The 19611-nt window shown below is 73.3% G+C and carries 12 protein-coding genes and 2 pseudogenes; 5 read left to right on the top strand and 9 right to left on the bottom strand.

Annotated elements, in window-relative coordinates; translation table 11 throughout:
- Nucleotides 1-45 precede the first annotated feature (45 nt).
- Both ACFYM0_RS06405 and ACFYM0_RS06400 read right to left on the bottom strand, forming a co-directional pair.
- Nucleotides 46-2538, bottom strand: a complete 2493-nt coding sequence (locus tag ACFYM0_RS06405) for an NACHT domain-containing protein (protein WP_388497226.1) — start codon at nucleotides 2536-2538, stop codon at nucleotides 46-48.
- A gap of 268 nt (nucleotides 2539-2806) precedes the next feature.
- A pseudogene (locus ACFYM0_RS06400) lies at nucleotides 2807-3487 on the bottom strand (hypothetical protein); the annotation flags it as partial.
- On the opposite strand from ACFYM0_RS06400, the gene ACFYM0_RS06395 reads away from it, so the two are divergent.
- A complete protein-coding gene (locus ACFYM0_RS06395) occupies nucleotides 3408-5057 on the top strand; it encodes a protein kinase (RefSeq protein ID WP_388497222.1) in 1650 nt (549 codons plus the stop codon). The pseudogene ACFYM0_RS06400 and the gene ACFYM0_RS06395 sit on opposite strands and share 80 nt — an antisense overlap.
- A gap of 450 nt (nucleotides 5058-5507) precedes the next feature.
- Here the strand turns inward: ACFYM0_RS06395 and ACFYM0_RS06390 are convergent.
- Together ACFYM0_RS06390 and ACFYM0_RS06385 are read right to left on the bottom strand one after the other, a co-directional pair.
- Nucleotides 5508-6278: pseudogene (locus ACFYM0_RS06390) on the bottom strand (IclR family transcriptional regulator C-terminal domain-containing protein); the annotation flags it as partial.
- Between the two features lie 812 nt (nucleotides 6279-7090).
- Complete coding sequence (locus ACFYM0_RS06385; protein WP_388497220.1) at nucleotides 7091-7618, bottom strand: RNA polymerase sigma factor; 528 nt, start codon at nucleotides 7616-7618, stop codon at nucleotides 7091-7093.
- 313 nt (nucleotides 7619-7931) lie between these two features.
- Here ACFYM0_RS06385 and ACFYM0_RS06380 point away from each other — a divergent pair, with 313 nt between their 5' ends.
- Both ACFYM0_RS06380 and metG read left to right on the top strand, forming a co-directional pair.
- Complete coding sequence (locus tag ACFYM0_RS06380) at nucleotides 7932-10103, top strand: hypothetical protein (protein WP_388497217.1); 2172 nt, start codon at nucleotides 7932-7934, stop codon at nucleotides 10101-10103.
- A 329-nt stretch (nucleotides 10104-10432) separates the two neighbouring features.
- Nucleotides 10433-12148: a methionine--tRNA ligase gene (gene metG / locus ACFYM0_RS06375; RefSeq protein ID WP_388497215.1), complete on the top strand. Its 1716-nt coding sequence runs from the start codon at nucleotides 10433-10435 to the stop codon at nucleotides 12146-12148.
- Nucleotides 12149-12267: 119 nt separating this feature from the next.
- Here metG and ACFYM0_RS06370 read toward each other — a convergent pair whose 3' ends face one another.
- Nucleotides 12268-13839, bottom strand: coding sequence for a YfcC family protein (locus ACFYM0_RS06370; protein ID WP_388497213.1), 1572 nt, complete (start codon nucleotides 13837-13839; stop codon nucleotides 12268-12270).
- Nucleotides 13836-15257 (bottom strand): M20/M25/M40 family metallo-hydrolase, encoded by a 1422-nt coding sequence (locus ACFYM0_RS06365; RefSeq protein ID WP_388497210.1) that lies wholly within the window; start codon nucleotides 15255-15257, stop codon nucleotides 13836-13838. Before ACFYM0_RS06365 ends, ACFYM0_RS06370 begins: the two co-directional genes overlap by 4 nt.
- A 348-nt stretch (nucleotides 15258-15605) precedes the next feature.
- On the opposite strand from ACFYM0_RS06365, the gene ACFYM0_RS06360 reads away from it, so the two are divergent.
- On the top strand, nucleotides 15606-16190 hold the full coding sequence (locus ACFYM0_RS06360; RefSeq protein ID WP_388497207.1) for a hypothetical protein: 585 nt from the start codon (nucleotides 15606-15608) through the stop codon (nucleotides 16188-16190).
- Nucleotides 16191-16237: 47 nt separating this feature from the next.
- Nucleotides 16238-17017 carry a hypothetical protein gene (locus tag ACFYM0_RS06355; RefSeq protein WP_388497204.1) on the top strand — a complete coding sequence of 260 codons (780 nt, stop codon included), beginning with the start codon at nucleotides 16238-16240 and terminating at the stop codon, nucleotides 17015-17017.
- A gap of 57 nt (nucleotides 17018-17074) precedes the next feature.
- On the opposite strand, the gene ACFYM0_RS06350 is transcribed toward ACFYM0_RS06355, so the two are convergent.
- The 3 genes from ACFYM0_RS06350 to ACFYM0_RS06340 all read right to left on the bottom strand — a co-directional run bounded on the left by ACFYM0_RS06350 (nucleotide 17075) and on the right by ACFYM0_RS06340 (nucleotide 19540).
- Nucleotides 17075-18253, bottom strand: coding sequence for an MAB_1171c family putative transporter (locus ACFYM0_RS06350; RefSeq protein WP_388497203.1), 1179 nt, complete (start codon nucleotides 18251-18253; stop codon nucleotides 17075-17077).
- Nucleotides 18250-18807: a toxin-antitoxin system, toxin component gene (locus ACFYM0_RS06345; protein WP_388497200.1), complete on the bottom strand. Its 558-nt coding sequence runs from the start codon at nucleotides 18805-18807 to the stop codon at nucleotides 18250-18252. Before ACFYM0_RS06345 ends, ACFYM0_RS06350 begins: the two co-directional genes overlap by 4 nt.
- Nucleotides 18808-18871: 64 nt before the next feature.
- Nucleotides 18872-19540 (bottom strand): helix-turn-helix domain-containing protein, encoded by a 669-nt coding sequence (locus tag ACFYM0_RS06340; protein WP_388497198.1) that lies wholly within the window; start codon nucleotides 19538-19540, stop codon nucleotides 18872-18874.
- Nucleotides 19541-19611 lie beyond the last annotated feature (71 nt).

Below are 19611 nucleotides of genomic sequence, written 5' to 3'. Positions count from 1 at the left end.
CGCGTCGACACCGTCGACCTCGGCCGGCCGGGTGGTCCTGACGGGTCAGTCCGCGGTGTGGAGCGTCACGGCGGGCAAGGAAGCGGTGCCGTGCACGCGATCGCGCGGCATGTCGATGCTGATCACTTGAAGGTCGGGCAGTGTGGCCAGCGGCGGAACGTCGATGTCGCCGGCCGTCGGATCAGCCCCCGAGAACTGGAACTGGCGGAGTCGGGGGAACGCCCGCGGCAGCCGGTCGATCGCGTCCTGTGCGCCGCGTTTGCTGGTCCCCGCGTTGACGAAGAGGTCGAACACCTCCGACAGGATCGCCGTGCTCGGGAGGGATCCGAACGAGGCGCTGCCCACGGTGAGCAGGGTGAGGTCGGGTAGGCCGCAGATCTCATGCCAGTCGGCGGCTGAGGAAGGGCTGGAGGCGGGGCAGAGGTGGAGGTGCGCCAGGCGGGACAGGCGGCGCAGCCCGGTGAGTCCGCCTTTCGGCCGGAGCTGAGCCTCGATGTGCAAGTGGGACAGAGGCGCGTGGGCCGGAAGAGCGTCCGGGGACCATTTCGAATCCGGCGAACCGCTGGAGAGCGTCAGGCTTTCGAGCTCGGTCAGCTGCGACAGTTGGTCGAGGTTCATGCCGAACCCGACCCTCAGGCGCAGGGTCCGGACCGGGAGCCCGCCGAGAGCGGACAGGTCCACGAGGCGGGGAGAACCCTCGACGTCGAGTACCTCGATCTCCGGCTGTGTCCGCAAGAAGTGCAGATCGGTCGCCATGGGATCCGAGAAGGTGAGTTTGGCCAGTGCGTGCCGGCTGAGATAGGAGTCGAGCGAGGCCGCGGACACACCGGGTCTGACGTCCAGCGAGTGCGGCCTCGCACCCAGGCGTTCCAGATGTTCCAGTTGCTCGTCGGAGGTGACGGTGTAGTCGAGGCCGGCCGGTTCGAGTCGCGCGATGACCTCGTCCGCGTACCGAGTCTGGTCATAGCGGGCCCACGCCCACATGAGCTGGCTGCGGATCGGGAGCCCTGGATGCTGGGCGAACCGGGCCAGGAAGGGCAGGGCCGCATCGGACGTCACATGGGAGGCCGCGATGACCACGTGGAAGGCGGCTTCGATGTCCAGGTCTTCCGGGCCGGGTAGGAGGTCGAGAATCAGCGGGCCGACTTCCGCCAGGGCGCGGGCCTCTTGGAAGTCGCGCGGTGGGATCAGCGTGGCGGTGCGCTGCTCGACGGCTTCGCGCACGGACGGCTCCAACGTCGTGGCATGCTCGAGGCAGGCGGCGGCGAGCAGGTAGACGCGGTCTCGGGTGCGCCGGTCGGCAGTGCGGTCGCCCAGCGAGACCAGCTCTTCGAACAGGCCCACACGCTCACGGGGGCGGGCCAGGGCGACCGCCATGCGGATGACGTCTTCCCACTGGTCGTTGGCTGCGTGCGCGGTGAGCAGGCCGAAGTCCCCTTCTTCCACGGCCGCCCGGGCGCCCAGGAAGTCCTGGAAAGTGCGGTGGATGAAATCCACCGTGCCCGGGGCCGGTTCGCGGAGCAGGCCGCTGCGCTGCAGGAAGTGGTCGAAGACGGCTGGCGCCGCGCCCAGTGCCGCTGCCTCCGGTACGGCGGGCAGGGCCCGGCCGATGATGTCCTCGGCTTGGGAGCGGTCCATCTCCGTACGGCCGTTCTTGATCAGCCAGTACGCGAGCCGTTGGAGGAGTTCGAGCTGCGGCTCCTCCCGGAGGTCGGGGACCTTCATGTCCCGTTCCCGGTCGCGGCGGCTGATCAGCATGGACAGCGCTGCCTCGTACAAGTCCTTGCGTCCGTGGGGGAGATAGCCGCGCCGGTCGCGGTGGAGAGCGCAGATCAGGCCGCACATCAGGGGGTTGGTTGCCAGCCTGCCGAGGTCGGCCTTGGTCCGGACGGCGGTGAGGAGCTGCGCCTCGTACGCCTTGAGTTCGGCTGCGGACTCGGATTCCGACTCACCGAGGGCGGCCGCATGCCAGCGCTTGACGAAGGTGGCGGTGTCGGCAGGTCCCATGGAGGACAGCGTCAGTTCGCCGAATCCCTCCTCGGCGAGCCAGTCCTGGCCGACGGCCGACGGGCGCGAGGTGACCAGCCAGCGGTTGTTGTTGTCGTCGTATGTGCCGATGAGGTCCCGCAGCCAGCGGCGGGTCCGCTCCCGCTCTGGTTCCGGGACCTCGTCGATGCCGTCCACGAGGACCAGCCCCCGCCCGGCGGTGAGCACCCGGTGTTCCCATCCTGCGGGCTGGGATCCCGTGAGGGGGCAGTCGACCGCGGCGAGGAAGTCCTTGGGGGTCGGCAGCCGCTCGCCGTGGCGGGTGAGCGTGCGGAGCGGGAGTACGAAGGGGATCCGGTCCCGGAGGTAGGCAGGCCGGTCCGGGCGGTCCTGCTGTGCCGCGCTGACCGTCAGCCACTGTACGAGCGTGGTCTTGCCCGAACCTGCTTCGCCCCGCAGGAGGACGCGGGGGGGTACGGGCCAGCGCTTGGTCCGCGGGCTGGGACTCGGGGAGCTGTCGCAATAGTGCCCGCTGGGCTTCGTGGAAATCATCGGAGGTTTCGTACCTGTCGAAGGAGATCTCTGCCCGCCCCGGCGCCGCCGCCTCGAGGCTCAGGTACGCCACGTCCAGCGGCCAGCGCGCGGGCGAATTGCTCAGGTCGATGCCGTAGATGGTGAGCTTCGCGTGCTTCTTCGCCACGTACGGCAGGTACGTGGCCTCGAACGCGGCGTCCGCCGCGTCCGGCCGCGGGCTGCGCCGGATCAACTCGTCCGTTTTCGCCGTCAGTTTGTCGACCGCGCGGGTCTGGCTGACCAAGGCATGGGCCGTGAAGGTCTTGCGCTGGGTGAAGAACTCCAGGATGTGCAGGCAGGCGACGTCGAGCAGGGCCTCGTAGAAGTGCGTGGCGTCGGCGGAGAGGTGGCGCTCCGGGCGGTCGGCGGCGCGGCGCAGTTCGCGGGCGAAGGCTTGCGGGCCGAGGCGGACCGCGTCGACGTCCGTGATCGTCAGGTCGCCGAGGGCGTGCAGGGTGGTGGCGAGGGCGTCGGTGACGGCCTCGTGCTCGTCCTCCGGGATCCGGCGTTCGCCCGTGCCCAGGGCCTGCTGGACGAGGGTGGCGGCCAGGGTCCGTACGTCGGACTCGGTGAGGGTGCGCTTCTCGCCCTTGAAGGAGACGTATCCGGAGAGCCGGACCGGCTTGTCGACCAGCCCCGCCCCGGGGCCGTCGGCGACGAAGAACTTCCTGACGAGCGGGCCGATCACGGCCGTCGCCAACTTGAGCCCGATGGCTGTGGGTTCCACGTGTGCCCCCCGTAGAGCTGTGCCGGTGCCGCCCGACGCGATTCTAGAGTGCGCCGTGCTCAGGCCGCCGGGGGAGCGGGCTACGGCATCATGGCTCCGGGATCGGGTGAGGGGGAGCGCGGTGGCACAGGACGAGGTGCGCGGCAGTGTCGTGGTGGCCGGGCGGTACCGCCTGGAAGACCGGCTGGGCCGGGGCGGCATGGGTACCGTCTGGCGGGCCACCGACGAGCTGCTCGGGCGTCCGGTCGCCGTCAAGGAACTGCACGCGGGTGAGGGCGACGGGGACGGTGTGGCCGCCGGGGCACTGCGGGAGGCGCGGGCCGTGGCCCACGTGCGTCACCCCCATGTCGTCGTGGTCCACGACGTCGTCGAACACCGCGGGCGGCCCTGCATCGTCATGGAACTGGTCGACGGCGGATCGCTCGCCGATCTGATCTCCGCCGGGAAGACCCTCACCCCGGTCGAGACGGCCAGGACCGCTCTCGCCCTGCTCGGCGCCCTGACCGCGGCGCACGGCCGGGGCGTGCTCCACCGGGACGTGAAGCCGGCCAACGTCCTCATGGAGTCGGGGACCGGCCGGGTGGTGCTCACCGACTTCGGCATCGCCCGGTTCTCCGGGGCCACCACCATCAGCCAGACGGGCGCCTTCGTCGGCTCGCCCGAGTACACCGCTCCCGAGCGGATACAGGGAGCGGAGGCCGGGCCGGCCGCCGACCTGTGGTCGCTCGGCACGCTCATGTGCGCCGCGCTGACCGGGGAGTCCCCCTTCCGTCGCGATTCGCTGGGCGGCGTCCTGCATGCCGTCGTCTCCGCGGAGATCCGCCCGCCCGCCCAGGCCGGGCCGCTCCTGCCGGTCATCCTGGGCCTGCTGGAACGCGACCCGGAGCGGAGGATGGCGGCGGCCGAGGCGGACCGGCTGCTGTCGGCGTACCTGGCCGGGGGCAGCCCCGTACCGGGCGGCGACAGCCCCGTACCGGACGACCGTGTACCCGTACCCGTACCCGCCGACAGGGCGTCGACCTCCGCCTCCGCCTCCGAGGGGCTGACCGCCCCCGCCGTGGCTCCGCGCCCGACGGCCCGGCAGCGCGTCGCCATCCGGCCGGGCCTGCGCCTCGGTCTGATCGCGGCCGCCGCCGCCGTGTTGGTGGCGGCCGGGGTGGTGGCGGGCGTCGGCCCGCTGCGCTCGCTGCTCGACGGGGAGGAGCCGGGGCACGGATATCGGAGCGGGGCGGCGGCCCCCGATGCCTCCGCGACCCCGCCCGCGACCCCGCTTGCGCCGCCGCAGGGCGGGGCCGGCGCCCCGAGCGGGCCGCCCTCCGGCTATCGGACCTTCGCCGACCCGCAGGGCTTCGCCATCGCCGTGCCCGAGGGGTACCAGCGGGCCACCGACGACCAACGGGTCTTCTACGTCTCCCCGGACGGGGCCTTCCGCATCGGCATCCGGGTGAAGATGCCGGTGCTCGGCGGTCCGCTCGGCGTAATGCGGCAGGCCCACGCCATGGGCCCGGACACCAACCCGGGCTACCGCACCGGCACGGTCGTCTCCACGACCCACCACAAACTCCCGGCGGCGCTCTGGGAGTTCACCTGGAACGGCTTCGACCCGGCCGAGGGTGCCCGGCACACCTACGACCTCTGCTGGGACCAGAACGGCCGGATGTACGACATCTGGGTCTCCGCCCCGGTGGGTGAACTCACCGCGGCCAAGCGTCACTTCGACACCGCCGTGGCCACCTTCGTGCCCGGCGCGCCCGGCTCCGTCACCCCCTGAACCCGGTCTCCCTCCCACCGGCTCCGGTCAGGTGCGCAGGACCACCAGCCCGTCGAGCCCGTCGGTCCTGCGCAGGCTGCCCGGCACCAGCGGGGCGTAGGTGCGCGGGAGCGCCAGGCCCGGGGCTCCGTCGCCCTCGGGTGCGTCGAAGAGGTACGCCGCCTCCGAGGCGCTGTCGCTGACCAGGTGCGGGCCGTCCGCCCCGGCCGTGACCCGCGTCAGCGGCGTCCGGAAGAGGCTGCGCAGCTGGCGCAGGGTCTCCGCCGTGACCGGCACCGGCAGCGGCTCCGGCCGCACAGGGCCCCGCGGGTCGGCCGCCCCGTCGTCCGGGACGGCCCCGCCCCGGACGCCGGCTGCGAACACGGCGTCCATGGCCTCCGTACCGTCCGCGTCGTCCGTGCCCTCCGCACCGTCCGCACCGTCCGTGCCGTCCGGCGGGATCGCCCCCGCCAGCAGCAGCGCCAGCAGCACCGGAACCGCCTTGCGCCGGAGCGCCTCGGTGGCCCGGCCCAGCCGGTGCGCGTGCCCTCCGGGCAGCGAGAGCGCGAGGCTGCCCGCCGCATCGCCGAGCGCCAGGGGCACCGCCGCGCACACCACGCCGGGGGCGTACTCGCGGAGGTCGAAGACCGGGGCCCCAGGGGCCACCGCGTCGAGCGCGCTGAACAGGGCCCGGCTGTCGGTGATGGTCCGCTCGGTGAGCCGGGCGGTCCGGTGCCGGGCCACGTGGTCGGCGCGGCCGTCGTGGTCGAGCTGGCTCAGCAGGCACTTGCCCACGGCGCTGGCGTGCGCCGCGTCCCGGAAGTCCACCCACTCCCGCACCGGCGGGGCGCCTGGCCCGTCCGCCATCTGGGTGATCCGGACCTCCCCCTCCGCGTACCGGCTCAGGTACACGGCCGCGCCCGCGCTGTCCCGCGCCAGGGCCAGCGTGCGCTGCAACTGGGCCGCCAGACCCCGGCCGCCCGGGGCCGCGAGCCGGTCGAGGGCCGGCCCGGGGGCGTAGACCCCGACGCCGGGGCGGTACGCGTACCCCTCCTCGCAGAGCATCGACAGCAGCGGCCCGAGCTCCGCCTCGGCCAGGCCCGCCTCCCGCCCGAGCCGCCCGGACCGTACGCCGAGCGGCCGCCGCTGCAGGACCCGTACGACGGCCAGGGCGCGCCGCGCCGCCGCCAGGGCCTCGCTTCCGCCGGGCTGGACGACGGTCCCGCGGGCCGCCGCCGTCAGCGCGGGGTGGCGCAGCGGGCCCGCCCCCAGCCGGGGCGTTCCCGGCCGGGGAGCACCAGGGCGGGGCGCACCGGCCCGGGGCTGCCTCGGCGGAGCGGCCGGCGGCCGGAACGCGTCCAGCGCCCGGGACACCCCGGGCCTGGGCAGCGGCACCGGGCCCAGGTCGGGGTCGTCGAGCTGCTCCACGTAGCGCAGGACGGCCGCCTGCGCGCACAGCCGTACCTCGCGGAGCTCCCGGCGCCCGCCCGGCCGGAAACGGCGCCGGCCCAGCTCCCGGGCCCAGACCCGGGCGTCGTGGTGTTCGCCGCGCCGCGAGTGGTCGAGGAACAGGCAGTACGCGGCGTGCGTGGTCCGGCTGCGCCCGGACCCGGCGGCGAACTGCCACCAGAACCGGGCCCCTTCGCGCAGTCCGGCCAGGTGCAGCAGACAGCCGAAGACCACGGCTCCGGGCAGGTCGGCGTGGCCGCCGCTCTCGAAGGCGTCGAGCCGCTCCCGGGCACCCGTGGCGCACACGGAGGCCAGACAGGCGGCCTTGAGGTCGCGTCCGGCCCGCTCGGCGTCCAGCGGCAGATCGCGCAGGGGGTCGCTCCAGCCCGGCGTGCGGCGCCGGGGGTGGGCCGCGCCCCGTCTGGGGGCCGGTGCGGAGGCCGGTGCCGACGCCGGGGCGTCGGCACCCCGCAGCAGCCGGGCCTCCGCCGCGCCCAGGTCGTAGTGCGGATAGCGGTCGCGCACGCTCGCCCTGGCCAGGAACTGCTCGAGGGAACGCGGGAGTCCGCCGTCCTCGCGACGGGTTCCGCGGCTCGTGTTGCGGTTCATGACTCGGCCGGGGTGTCGAGCAGCCGCGCGAGCCGCCGCTGGGCCTGGCCGAGCTGCGAGCGGACCGTGGCCTCGTCCACGCCCATGATCGCGGCGGCCTCGCCGGGGGTGCACTGGAGCCCGTACCGCAGCAGCACGGCGTCGCGCTGCCGTTCGGCGAGCCGGGAGACGGCGGAGTAGAAGCGGATGGTGTCGGTGAGCACCTCGTACTGGTCGGCTTCCGCGTGGGCCTCCTTGAGCGCGGCCTCGAAGGCACTGGTGTCCATCGGCTCCGGCCAGGGGCTGCGGCGGAACTGGCGGTCGATCAGCCGCTGTTTGAGGACGGTCCACGCGTAGGCGTCGAGCCGGTCCATGTGCAGCATCCGCAGCCATTCGCCCATGATCGAGTCGAAAGCGGCGTCGACCGCCGCCTCGGCCGCCGCGTCCGAGCCCAGCTGCAGGTACGCGAACCGCATGTAGGCCGGGCGCCGGTCGGCGTGGAAGGCCCAGTACGACAGGCGCGCCGTCGCGTTCCACTGGCTCATGGGCGCCGGCCGCCGTCGCCGGCTCGGCAGACCCACGGCCCCGCCACCGGACTCCTCAGGAAGACCGCTGCCATCGCTCACCGCTCCACCCCATCCCGTGTGCGGGGCAAGGAAATCAGCGCGGGCGCACTCAGAGGGCGCAGAGACGAAAGCTGGAAGAATTACGTTCGGTGATGATCACGCGATGATCGATGTCGATCGCACACCCGCTCAACCAGCACAAACGCATATGCCGTTCTCCTGTGCGTCCGTTTCGTTCCCCGCCGGACGGCACGGCGTGTGACCATCCCAAGATTCACTCGTTTGTCGGAGGGTGGGTACAACACAGCGATTCGGCTCCACCGCCGTGGAGCAGGCCGAGGCAGTTCTCGTCGAGCACTACCCCCAACTGGTACGGCTCGCCTACGTGACCCTCCCGGTCACCCTGGGCCGCCATACCCGGGTACTCCTCGCACACAAGGCGGTCCAGCGAGCACTCCCGCACGGCGGGCGCGGCAGTACCCAGGCTCCGGCCGGGCCCGACGGGCCGGGCGGCCCCCTGGCCCAGGTGCGGGTACGGGTCCTGCGCGCGAGCCTCGCCCCGTCCGGCCGGGCGCGCCTCGCCGCGGCCGGGCTCGGCTGGCCGCCGGTGCCGCCCTTCGTCTGGGGGCTGCGGCTGTGGCCCCCGGCGGGCGGGATCGACGAGCCCGCCCGGGCGCTGGGCGCTGCTCCGGGGCCGGTCCGGGCCGCGTTCGTCCTGCACGGCATGGACGGCCTGCCCGAAGAGGCGGTGGCCCGGCTGCTCGGGCAGGCCGGGGTGGCCGACCCGGCGGACGCCGTGCGGGAGGCGCTGGCCGCTTGGCGGGAGTGGGCCCCGGCGCCGGGCCGGGGGCGGGCGCAGGGAGAGGGGCAGGGCTCGCAGGCGCCGGGGGTGTGGGGCGTTACCGGTACCGCCCCACCCACTCCTGCCCGTACCGGAGATCTGGCTGGGGAAACGCTCCTGCGGGGGCCGGGCGGTGTCGGCGTCGAGTTCGATGCCGCCGTGGTCAGCGCCCGCCCCACCGACCTGCTGCGCCGGCGCCGCCGGACCCGGGCCGGCTGGACCGCCGCGGCCGCGCTGGCGCTGGTCGCCGGGATCCTCGCGGCCGACGGGTCGCCGCCCCGGCCCGAGGCCTCGCCGCTCGCCGGACCGGCCGTCGCCGGGGCGCTGGACCCCGCCCGGCTGGTCCGCGTTCCCGCCGAGGCCTGGGCGGACACCGCCCGCGTCGACTTCACCGCCTGGCCCGCCCGCGGCGCCCGCACCGCCGACCGGGACCTGCTCGCCCGCGCCCTCGCCGCCTGGTCCGCCCGGCCCCGGGAGGTGACGGTGACGGCCGCGCCGGGGACGGCCGGTGATGCGCCGCTGCGCGCGCCGCAGCTCCTGTACGCGGGCGACGTCGCCGGGCGTGCGGTCGTGCTGCTGCTCGACGGGGACCGGGTGGTGCGATACGGCGAACCGGCTGAAGGCCCGGGCGGTGCTGACGGCGCCGGCGGCACCAGTGGCACCGGCGGGCCGCGCGGCCGGGAGCTGGCGTTCGCCCGTACCGACGAGGCGAACGTGACCACCGCCGCCGCGCTGACCCTCAGCCGCACCCCGGGGAAGGGGAGTACGGACGGGGGCCGGGCCAGGTACCTGCTCGCGCCGTGGATCGCCCGGGCCGGCACCCGCGACCTGCTCCGGACGGGGGAGGGGACCAAGCCGCTGGCCGTCTCCGCCGACGGGGTCACCGCGGAGACCGCGGTGCCGATCACGGACGGCGCGGGCGGCGCGGGCAGTGCCGGTGGCGCCGCCGGAGCCGGCGCCTGTGCGGCGTGGCCCGTGCTGGAACTGACCTCCTCCGACCGCATCGTGGAGAAGCACGCCTTCGTCCTCGCCGACCTGGGCGCGCTGACCCCCGTACACCTCACCTACACGCCACTGCCCGACGGTCCCGGGGCGGTGGCCGCACGCCAGCCGCGCGAGGCCACCGGTCCGGCCGCGCGGGCGGCATGGGCGCCGGTCGCCTGCCGGCTGCGGGAGCACCGCGCCGGAGCGGTACGGGCCGTCAACGTCTGGGACTTCGCCGGCTCCGAACTCCCCGACGGCGCGGGCCGGGCCGTCTGGACCTGCACCCGGGCCTCCGGCTGGGCCGGTCCGGGTGACGTCCTGGTCCAGCTGCGGCTGCCCGCCGGACCCCCGCAGGACGTGGCGCGGTCCAGCGACACCGCCGCGTGCGGACGGTTCGGGCAGCACCTGCTCGCGGGCACCCGGTGGAAGTCGCCCGCCGGCCGCTGGTACCTCCTGGCGGCGGGCAGCCGGGAGGTCGTGGGCATCACGGCGGCCGGAGCCGTCCGTGCGGAAGCCGCCGGCCGGACCCTGACCGTCCCGGTCGCCGGTCCGCAGGGCCCCGCGCCCGACCTGACGGGCAGACTCGCGAGCGGCGCCCGGATCACCGCCATCGACGGGGGCCGGGGCGGCCGCGACTGACGGCCCACCGCCGGGGCGGCCCCGCACCCGCGCCGCCCGCCGCCCCCGGCTCGCAGCTGCCGCTCGCCGGAGCACCGTCCGGGGCCGCCGCGGACGGTGTCCCACCGGGGGCGGACGGCGGTTCGGGGGCTGCCCGGCCCGCTGTACCATGGCCGCAGCGCGAGGGCCGTGACGGAGTGGTCACAGTCCTCGCTTTTGTTTTGCACCCCCGTTTTGCGTTGTACCCCCCAGTCCACCCCGAAGAAATGCGGGGCGTGGCGTTTCGGCGGTTCGATACGATGAACCGCACGTCACGTCGTACCGGCATATATGAAATGGAGCATCCGAGGATGGCTCGACACCTGATCACCAGCGCGCTTCCCTACATCAACGGGATCAAGCACCTGGGCAACATGGTCGGGTCGATGCTTCCGGCGGATATGTACTCCCGGTACCTCCGCCAGCGCGGCCACGACGTCCTCTACATCTGCGCCACCGACGAGCACGGCACCCCCGCCGAGCTCGCCGCGAAGTCGGCCGGTCTCTCGGTCGCCGAGTTCTGCGCGCAGGCCCACGACGCCCAGAAGGCGGTCTACGACGGCTTCGAGCTGTCCTTCGACTACTTCGGCCGCAGCTCCTCGGAGCAGAACCGCGAGATCACCCAGCACTTCGCGCGCCAGCTCGAGAAGAACGGCTTCATCGAGGAGCGCGCGATCCGGCAGGTCTACTCGCCGGTCGACGGACGCTTCCTGCCGGACCGCTACGTAGAGGGCACCTGCCCGCACTGCGGCTACGACAAGGCCCGCGGCGACCAGTGCGAGAACTGCACCCGCGTCCTGGACCCCACGGACCTGATCGAGCCCCGCTCGGCCATCTCCGGCTCCACCGAGCTGGAGGTCCGCGAGACCAAGCACCTCTTCCTCCTCCAGTCCAAGCTCCAGGTCGAGGTCGAGGCCTGGGTCGCGGAGCACGAGGAGGAGTGGCCGCAGCTCGCGTCCTCGATCGCCCGCAAGTGGCTGACCGAAGGCCTGCACGACCGCGCCATCACGCGCGACCTCGACTGGGGCGTCCCGGTCCCGGCCGACACGTGGCCCGAGCTGGCCGCCGACGGCAAGGTGTTCTACGTCTGGTTCGACGCGCCGATCGAGTACATCGCCTCGACCAAGGAGTGGGCGGACGCCGACCCGGCGAACCGCGACTACAAGTCCTGGTGGTACGAGGCCGAGGACGTCCGCTACACGCAGTTCATGGCCAAGGACAACGTCCCGTTCCACACGGTGATGTTCCCCGCCACCGAGCTCGGCGTCCGCGAGCCGTGGAAGATGGTCGACTACGTCAAGGCCTTCAACTGGCTGACGTACTACGGCGGCAAGTTCTCCACCTCGCAGAAGCGCGGCGTCTTCACCGACCAGGCGCTGGAGATCCTCCCGGCCGACTTCTGGCGCTACTTCCTCATCGCCAACGCGCCCGAGTCCGACGACTCCTCCTTCACGTGGGAGCACTTCGCCGCCACGGTGAACAAGGACCTCGGCGGCACCCTCGGCAACTTCGTCAACCGCGTACTGACCTTCTCCCGCAAGAAGTTCGGCGACGAGGTCCCGGCCGGCAGCCCCGCGGGCGAGGTCGAGGCCAAGCTGGGCGCACAGATCGCCGAACTGCTGGCCGAGTACGAGGGCCACATGGACGCGCTCCAGTACCGCAAGGCCGCGGCCGCGCTGCGGGCCCTGTGGTCCGCCGGAAACGCCTACCTCGACGAGAAGGCCCCCTGGACGGAGGTCAAGACCGACCTGGAGGGCGCCGCGCTCACGCTGCGCACCGCGATGAACCTCATCCACCTCTACTCGGTGGTCTCCGAGCCGTTCATCCCGGCCTCGGCGCGCGCCATGCGCTCCGCGTTCGAGCTCGCCGGCGACACGGCCACCTGGGTCACCCCGGAGCAGGCCGCGTCCCTCGACGCGGTGCCGGCGGGCACCCCGTTCACGGTTCCGGCGGTGCTCTTCCCCAGGGTCACCGAAGAGGACCTGGAGTCCTACCGCGAGCGCTTCGGCGGCAACCCGGAGGCCTAGCCGGCCCGGACCTCGAGCAGCACGTCACGCAGGGGCGCGACCCGTCCCCCAGCTACCGCTGGGAGGTACCCGGGGTCGCGCCCCTGCGCGCGTTCCGCACGCGGCCCGCGCCGCCGCCGTCACATCGCGGCGCCCAGTGCCAGGAACCCGCACATCATGACGAAGAGGATGGCGAGCAACGGCCAGACGAAGCGCAGGTACTTGTCGTAGCCGACCTTGGCCAGTGCCACACCGCCGATGGTGACCGCGGTGGTGGGGACCCAGAGGTTCATCCACCCGCTCGCCGACTGCCAGGCCGTCACCATCAGCGCTCGGGAGACGCCCGCGAAGTCGGCGAGCGGGGCCAGGATCGGCATGGTGAGCGTGGCGTGCCCGGAGGTGGAGGGGATCAGGAAGGCGAGCGGGAGGTTCACGAGGAAGACGATGATCGCGAAGACCCCGGACGAAGTCCCCTTCACCACGCCCTCGATGGAGTGCAGCACGGTGTCGGTGATCTTCGAGTTGTTCATGATGACCGTGACCCCGCGCGCCAGCATGATGACCAGGGCGGGCGAGATGAAGTCGGCGGCGCCCTGGATGATCGTGGAGCTGAGCTTGGCCTCGCCCATGCGGGTGACCAGGCCGATCAGTACGGCCGCGCAGATGAAGAGCGCCGCCAACTGGGCGAAGGACCAGTCCAGTTCCCAGACGTACGGGGTCGCGTCCGCCTTGCCGGTGAGCGCGCTCGACCAGGGCACCACCGAGAAGATCATGAAGGCGAAGACGAGGACCAGCAGGATCAGCACGATCTTGTGCAGCCGGGTCAGCTCCGGTTCCGCGCCCTCGGGGTATTCGGCGCCGGTGGCCTTCTGCTCCCGGTCCCCGGGCAGGAATCCGCAGATCGACTTGGAGGGGTCCTTCTGGACCCGTCGCGCGTACCGGATCACGTAGAGGACGGTCACGGCGGTCAGGACGATCCACATGAGGAAGCGCAGCCCGATCCCGTCCCCCAGCGAGATGTCGGCCGCCGAGGAAGCCACGCCGGTCGCGAACGGGTTCACCGTGGAGCAGAGCACGCCGATGCCCGCGCCCAGGATGGCGGCGCCGACGGCGACGAGCCGGTCGTAGCCCAGGGCCAGCATCATCGGCACCAGCAGTCCGTAGAACCCGAGGGTCTCCTCGGCGAAGCCCTCCACGGTGCCGAGGATCGAGAACACCACCATGACGGCGGCGATCAGCAGGGCCCCGCGGTCGCGCAGCCGGTGGGCGAGGCGGGCGATGCCCCGGTCGAGGGCCCCGGTGGCGAACACGACGGTGATGAAGGCGCCGATGGCGAGGACGAAGAGGAACACGCCCGCGCTGCCGTACAGATCACCGCTGAAGGTGGGGCCGACCTCGCCGGTCTTGGGGTCCCGGAGACCGTAGAGCCCGTTGACGGGGGAGAGGAAAAGGTCGTTCAGGCGATCGGTGAAGCTCTGGGTGCCGTCGACCCGGTGGTAGGTGCCGGCGACGGGGGAGCCGCTGTCGTTGCGGTCGTACTCGCCGGCCGGGACGAGGAAGGCCAGCAGCCAGATCGCGACGGTGACGATGGCCAGGATGGTCAGCGCGCTGGGGAAGGAGAACTTCCGCGCGGGCGCCGGACCCTCGGGTGGAGCCGGCGCGGCCGGCGGGGACGGCGGCGGGGCTGCCGGCGGCGGGGGCGCGGTGGTCACCGGGCGCCTCCCGAGGGGTTCGAGGGGTCCCGGGCGGCGTCACGGGAACCGGCCGCGCCGAAGTCGGCGGCGTACTCCCGGACGAAGGCGGCCATCGCCACCACCGTGTTGCGCACCTCCGACATCAGCACCCGTTCGTTCGGCGCGTGCAGATTGCACATGCTGTCCTGCGCGCCGAACAGCAGCACCTCCGCCCCCGGAGCCGCCCGCGCCAGGCCGTTCACCAGCGGGATGGAGCCGCCCGTGGCCACGTACGAGGCCTCGGTGCCCCAGGCCTCCTTCAGCGCGGTCAGCGCCGCCCGGTACGCCGGCCCGCCCGTCCGCGCCTCGAAGCCGGGGCCGGTGTCGCCCGGGGTGACGGTGAGCGGGATCCCGAAGGGGCGCTGCGCGCGCAGGTGCTTCACGAGCGCGGCGCGAGCCTCCTTCGCGTCCTGGAGGGGATGGAAGCGCAGGTTCAGCTTGGCCCGCGCGTACGGGACCACGGCGGAGGCGGCGCCCGCCACGTCCGGGGCGTCGAGCCCGATGACGGTGACGGCGGGTCCGCTCCACAGCCGCTCGCCGAGCGAGCCGGTGCCGATCAGCGGCAGCCCGTCCCGGACGGAGGCCAGCTCGCGGAACTCCTCCTCGGTATAGGTCGTTCCCTCCCAGGGATCGCGGCGCAGCCCGGGCACCGCCACGTCTCCGTGTTCGTCGTGCAGGCCTGCCAGCGCCCGGAGCAGGACCAGCAGGGCGTCGGGGGCGGCTCCGCCGAACTCCCCGCTGTGCCGCGCCTCCGCGAGGGTGCGCACCTCCACCATCACCTCGCAGGCCCCGCGCAGACCGGTGGTCAGGGTCGGGGTGCCGGGCCGCAGGTTGCCGAGGTCGGCGATGACCATCGCGTCGCAGGCGAACCGGTCCGGATCGGTGGGCGGATAGTCGTCGAAGGGGCTGCCGTACTCCTCCTGTCCCTCGATCACCAGCTTGATCCCGACGGGCGGGCGGCCGCCGTAGACCCGGAGCATGCCCAGGTGTGCGATCACGTTCGACTTGTCGTCGGCGATCCCGCGCGCCCGCAGGGCGCCGGGGACCCCGGGGACGGGGGTCGGCTCGAAAGGAGGGGAGAGCCACAGGGTCGGGTTGCCGGCGGGCTGGACGTCGTAGTGCCCGTAGAGCAGGACGGTCGGGGCGTCCGGGTGCGGGGGCGGGATCTCGCCGTAGATGACCGGGGCGGTGTCGGGTAGGTCGATCCGCTCGACGGCGGGGACGCCCGCCTCGCGCAACAGGGAGACGATCAGGTCGTGTGCCTCCAGGACCGGCTCCGCCGGATATCCGGGGAAGGCGACCGAGGGGATCGACGCGAGCCGTTCCAGATCGGCCCGGAGGCCGTCCATCAGGGCGTCGACCTGTGCTTCGAGGGTCTGCGAGCCGTCCGCGTCCACCTGCCACCGTCCCTGTGCTCCCCGGGGCGACCCCGCTGAGCTGCGGGATCGGGTTCTCCGATCATCGGCGGGGGGAGCGGGCGGCGCCGTGGCGGAGTGGGCCGGGCGGGTGAACGCCGGCCTCGGGTGTGCGGGGGCCGGGGCGCGCGGCGGCGCGGTGGGGTGGTGCCCGGGGGCGCGCCCGCCGGTACGGGGCCGGGCCGGGCGGGCACCGGGCCGAGACCCGGTGTGGGGCGAAGTGGACCGCCGAGGGCGGATCTTGCCCTGTCCGACGCGTATCGAACCACCGCCGTGATCGTTTCTTCAGGCGTAGCCCTCATCCCTGCTGCGGAATCGGGAGAACGTGCGGTGACCGCTTGGCAGTACTTCGCCGGGGCCGGCCTGGTGGCGGCGCTCTGCCCGCTGCACGGTCATGTGGCGGTCGCCGGAGACGGCCACGGGCGCGGCGCCCAGGTCGACGTGTGCGTTCCGGCCGGGTCGCGGCCGCGGCCGGCGGTGCCGCGGCCCCCGGAGGCGGCGCCGGTTCCGGCCGCGCCCGTACGGCCGACCGCCCGGGTGCTGCCGCCCGGCCCGGCCGCGCCGACGGTGCGCCACCCCGGGCTGGGGCTGGCCGCCGCCGCGCCGCCCGGCGCGGTGGCGGAGCGCGCCCCCGGGCCGACGGCGCAGGCAAGGCCCGCTCCGGCGCAGCCGCGGGCGGCCGCGGCGCGGGAGCCCGGGGGTGCGCGGGTGGCTCCGGGCGGAGCGGTGGCTCCGCGGCCGGCCGCAGCGGTGGCGGGGGCGGCGGGGCGCTTCCACGTGCGCCCGTACCATTCGGCGGCCCTGGCGCGACGCGGCCCCGACGGCATGTCGACCCTGATGCTCATGGTCGTCGTCACGACCCCGGCGGTGCTCGCGGCCGTCGCGCTGCGGCCCCGTTCCAGGAGCCGCGGCTAGCCGGGCCCCACCCTCAGTCCGATCGTTTCGACCTACGGAGAATCCTCGTGTCCGAATGGCTGGTCCTGGCCATCGCCATGGCGCTCGTCTGCGCCCTCGTCCTCGCCTTCACCGCGATCCGGCACCGCCGGGTCGCCGACGACGAGGACACCAGCGAAACCCCCGACGTCCTCGAGTACATGGTGATGATGGTCGGCGTGGTCTACGCGATCGTGCTGGGCCTGGCCATCGCGGGTGTCTGGGAGGCGCGCGGCGCCGCCGAGGACAGCGTGCGCCGCGAGGCCCAGTCCCTGTACGAGGTCACCCAGCGCGCCGACGTCTACCCCGCCGCCGTCCGCGACCGGATCCGCGGCGAGGTCAACGCGTACGTGTCCCACACCGTCAGCGTGGACTGGCCGCGGCTGACCTCAGGGGCGCCGGTTTCCCCGGAGGGCGGCGAACTCCTCGGCAAGCTGCGCAGCGACGTCACCCACCAGAGCCCGGGCAACGAGCTGCAGGCCCAGGCCTACCAGCCGCTGCTGGACCACATCGCGGCCGCCGACGACGCCCGCCACGAGCGGACGCAGAGCGACGAGTCCACGCTGCCGGGGGTGGTCTGGCTGGGGCTGGTCGCGGGCGGGCTGGTCACCGTCGGGCTGATCTTCACCCTGCAGATCCGGCGGTCGGGGCGGGAGCTGCTGCTCGCTGGGCTGTTCAGCGCGCTGATCGTGTTCCTGCTGTTCATGGTGTGGAGCTTCGACGCGCCCTTCGGGCGGGACGGGATCGACTCGGCGGCGCCGTTCCAGGACCTGTTCCCGTCCCTGCCCCTGGCCCTGGCCGGGCGCTGAGCGCCCGCCGGCGGCGGCGTGCCCCGGGCCGCGTACCCGGCGCCGGGTCCTGCGGGCTCAGTGCCCCGACAGCGCCGCCTGCCGGCGGCATTCGGCCACCACCGGCGAACTGCGCAGGGCGTGCGAGATCCGTACGAGGTCGCGCGGACCGTCGGTGACCGGCGGCGCCCCTTCCTCACTGGCCCCGATGACCCGTCCCTCGGGGTCGGCCGCGCGGGCGCGCACGGCGGCGGCGACCATGGCCGCGTCGGCGACGGCCCGCGCGGTGTCCTCGTCGGCCCCGGCCCCGAGGGCCCGTGCGAGGGCGTCGTCCCGGTGGGACTGGTCGAAGTACGGGCCGAGGTGCAGGAAGCCGTCGTGGATGTCCGACTCGCGCTGGATCATCCGCAGCTCCGCGGCGGACCACCAGGCCATCCGCACACCGGGGACGCCCGTGGGGCCGGACGTGCGCACCTCGTGCCACAGGGTGCCCAGCCGCCGGTACCTGGACCAGTACTGCCACCGGTCGGACAGCCGCTGGAACACCAGCGGAAGCACGAAGCCGACGGCGCTGACGTTGGCTCCGATGGAGGCGACGGGCGGCGCCACCGAGGTGCTCAGCCAGTCCAGGTCGTGGCCGGTCCAGCGGGCCACGACGGCGGTCATCTTGGTGGCGTCGTAGCAGAGGTTGAAGACGTATCCGATGACGATGATCACGAGGCCGACACGGAGCCAGCCGCGCACTTGCAGGGACCAGCGCCAGCACATCGCGACCATCACGAAGGCGGCCACGTTGTGGGCCACCAGATAGAGGGCGATCAGCTCCCGGATGAAGGGGGTGTTGGCGTAGTGGGTGTCGAAGTCCCGCAGCCGCTCGACCGGGGTGTCACCGAGGAAGAACAGCACCGTCAGCGCCACGATCACGGCGGAGTAGCCGAGGATCCAGGCCCGCGAGACGCGCCGGGTCTCCTCCGGCGGGCCGCCGCGCCAGTTGACGATCAGTACGAGGCAGGCGGCGCTGAAGGCGGTGATCAGGCAGTAGACGAGCGGGGCGGAGAAGTTGGGTATGCCGGTCCAGCGGTTGACCGCGGTGATCGTGGGCGGGGCGGCGAAGATGAAGATCGCGCCGGCCAGGGTGAGCAGGGCGCAGACCGACCGCAGGAGCGGATCGCGCCAGTTCTTCCGTAGCGTCGGCAGTTTGAAGGCGAGTGCGATCGCCATCGCGGCTGCCGGTGTGTAGTAGTCCTGGCCTTTCAATGGTCGTTCCTGTGCCCCCGGTATCCGAGCGCGGCCTCGATGCGGCCGGCCAGTTGGTCCCGCTGTGCCGGCGCCCGGTGGCTGCCCGACCCGGCCAGCCAGGTCCGGCAGCGGCTGCCCAGCAGCAGACCGAAGGTTTCCGCTTCGGTCTCCTCATGGACGTCGGCGCGCGTGCGCGCGGCGACGCGACGCACGGTCTCGCCGATGTCGGCCCCGTCCGACAGCAGCCGCGCGGCGACGGCGGCGCCGTCGACGTGGTGGCTGCAGTGTCCGGCCTTCATGTGCCACAACTCGTGGCCGAGGATCACCAGTTGGTGGTCGGGTGCGGTGCGTTCCTCGATGACCACCAGATCGCGGTCCGCCATGTCGAGCCACAGGCCGCTGGCCGTCCCCGGCGGGAACGAGGCCATCCGGAACTCCACCCGGCGGCCGCGGTGTTTGCTCATGCCCTCACAGAGGGCGGCGTAGAGGTCCAGGGGCTCCACGGGCGCGGTCAGGCTGATGCCTGCCACCAGCTCCCCGCACAACCGCCGCTGCGCTCTGCCTATGCTCACCGTTCTCCCCGTCGGCGCGGATCCGGATCAGGACTCAAGGATCAGACCCAGACTTTCGACTGGGTCAGGATTCGTTCGGTTTGACGCTTTCGAGAAGCATGTCCAGCCATTCGGTCACCTTGTCCCGGTGCTTGTCGCTGGGCAGTTGGGCGGCGCGCCAGGCGATGCCCCGTACGCCGTGGTTCTGGAGAAGTCTTGCCAGGGGATCGCCCGTCGAAGCGGCCGGGGCGGGTGCGGTTTCCCGTGCGCGGCCCGCGAAGTCCTGGAGCAGCTGTTGCTCGGTGCGCTGGAGGGCGTCCGTGAGCGCGTCTGCGTCGTGGGCGGTGAGGAATCCGGCGTGCACCCCGAAGAAGCGCTGGATCGCGTCACAGTGTTCCATGGTCGGCCGTCTGTCGCCGTTGATCAGGGCCCCGGCCTGCTGGCGCGACATGGCGGCGCCGTCGGCGATCTCCTGCTGCGTGTAGCGGCGGCCGTTGGGCTTGACGCGCGTGCGCCGCAGGAGGTCGAGGCGCTGGAGGAACCGGGTTTGGAGATCGGGCTCACCGGCGGGCCGGCCGTCCAGCAGACTCCGCACCACGTCGGCGGGTACGCCCGAGGCCTCGGAGAGGCGGCGCAGGTCGAAGACCTGGTTCGGGTCGCGGCCCAGCTTGCCCGCGAGTTCGGCGACCCGCGTGACGGTGGCCGCCAGGAACGTGTTGGCCACCGCGACGGGAGCCGGGAAGCCGTCTGTCACCAGTGGTTCTCCTAGATCGCGCGAGGTCGGGGTACGGGCACGTGGTCGGCTCCAGGAATCTATCCGGTCTC

The sequence above is a fragment of the Streptomyces sp. NPDC006487 genome (genome assembly GCF_042870555.1).
Classification (GTDB): Bacteria; Actinomycetota; Actinomycetes; order Streptomycetales; family Streptomycetaceae; genus Streptomyces.
The sequence above is the reverse complement of the archived record's forward strand: the minus strand, read 5'-3'. Positions and strand labels throughout refer to the sequence as shown.

What these genes read in the sequence shown, in the direction of transcription:
- ACFYM0_RS06385 (WP_388497220.1), bottom strand. Translation starts at nt 7,618, where the DNA reads ATGAGCCAGTGGAACGCGACGGCGCGCCTGTCGTACTGGGCCTTCCAC.
- metG (WP_388497215.1), top strand. Translation starts at nt 10,433, where the DNA reads ATGGCTCGACACCTGATCACCAGCGCGCTTCCCTACATCAACGGGATC.
- ACFYM0_RS06405 (WP_388497226.1), bottom strand. Translation starts at nt 2,538, where the DNA reads ATGATTTCCACGAAGCCCAGCGGGCACTATTGCGACAGCTCCCCGAGT.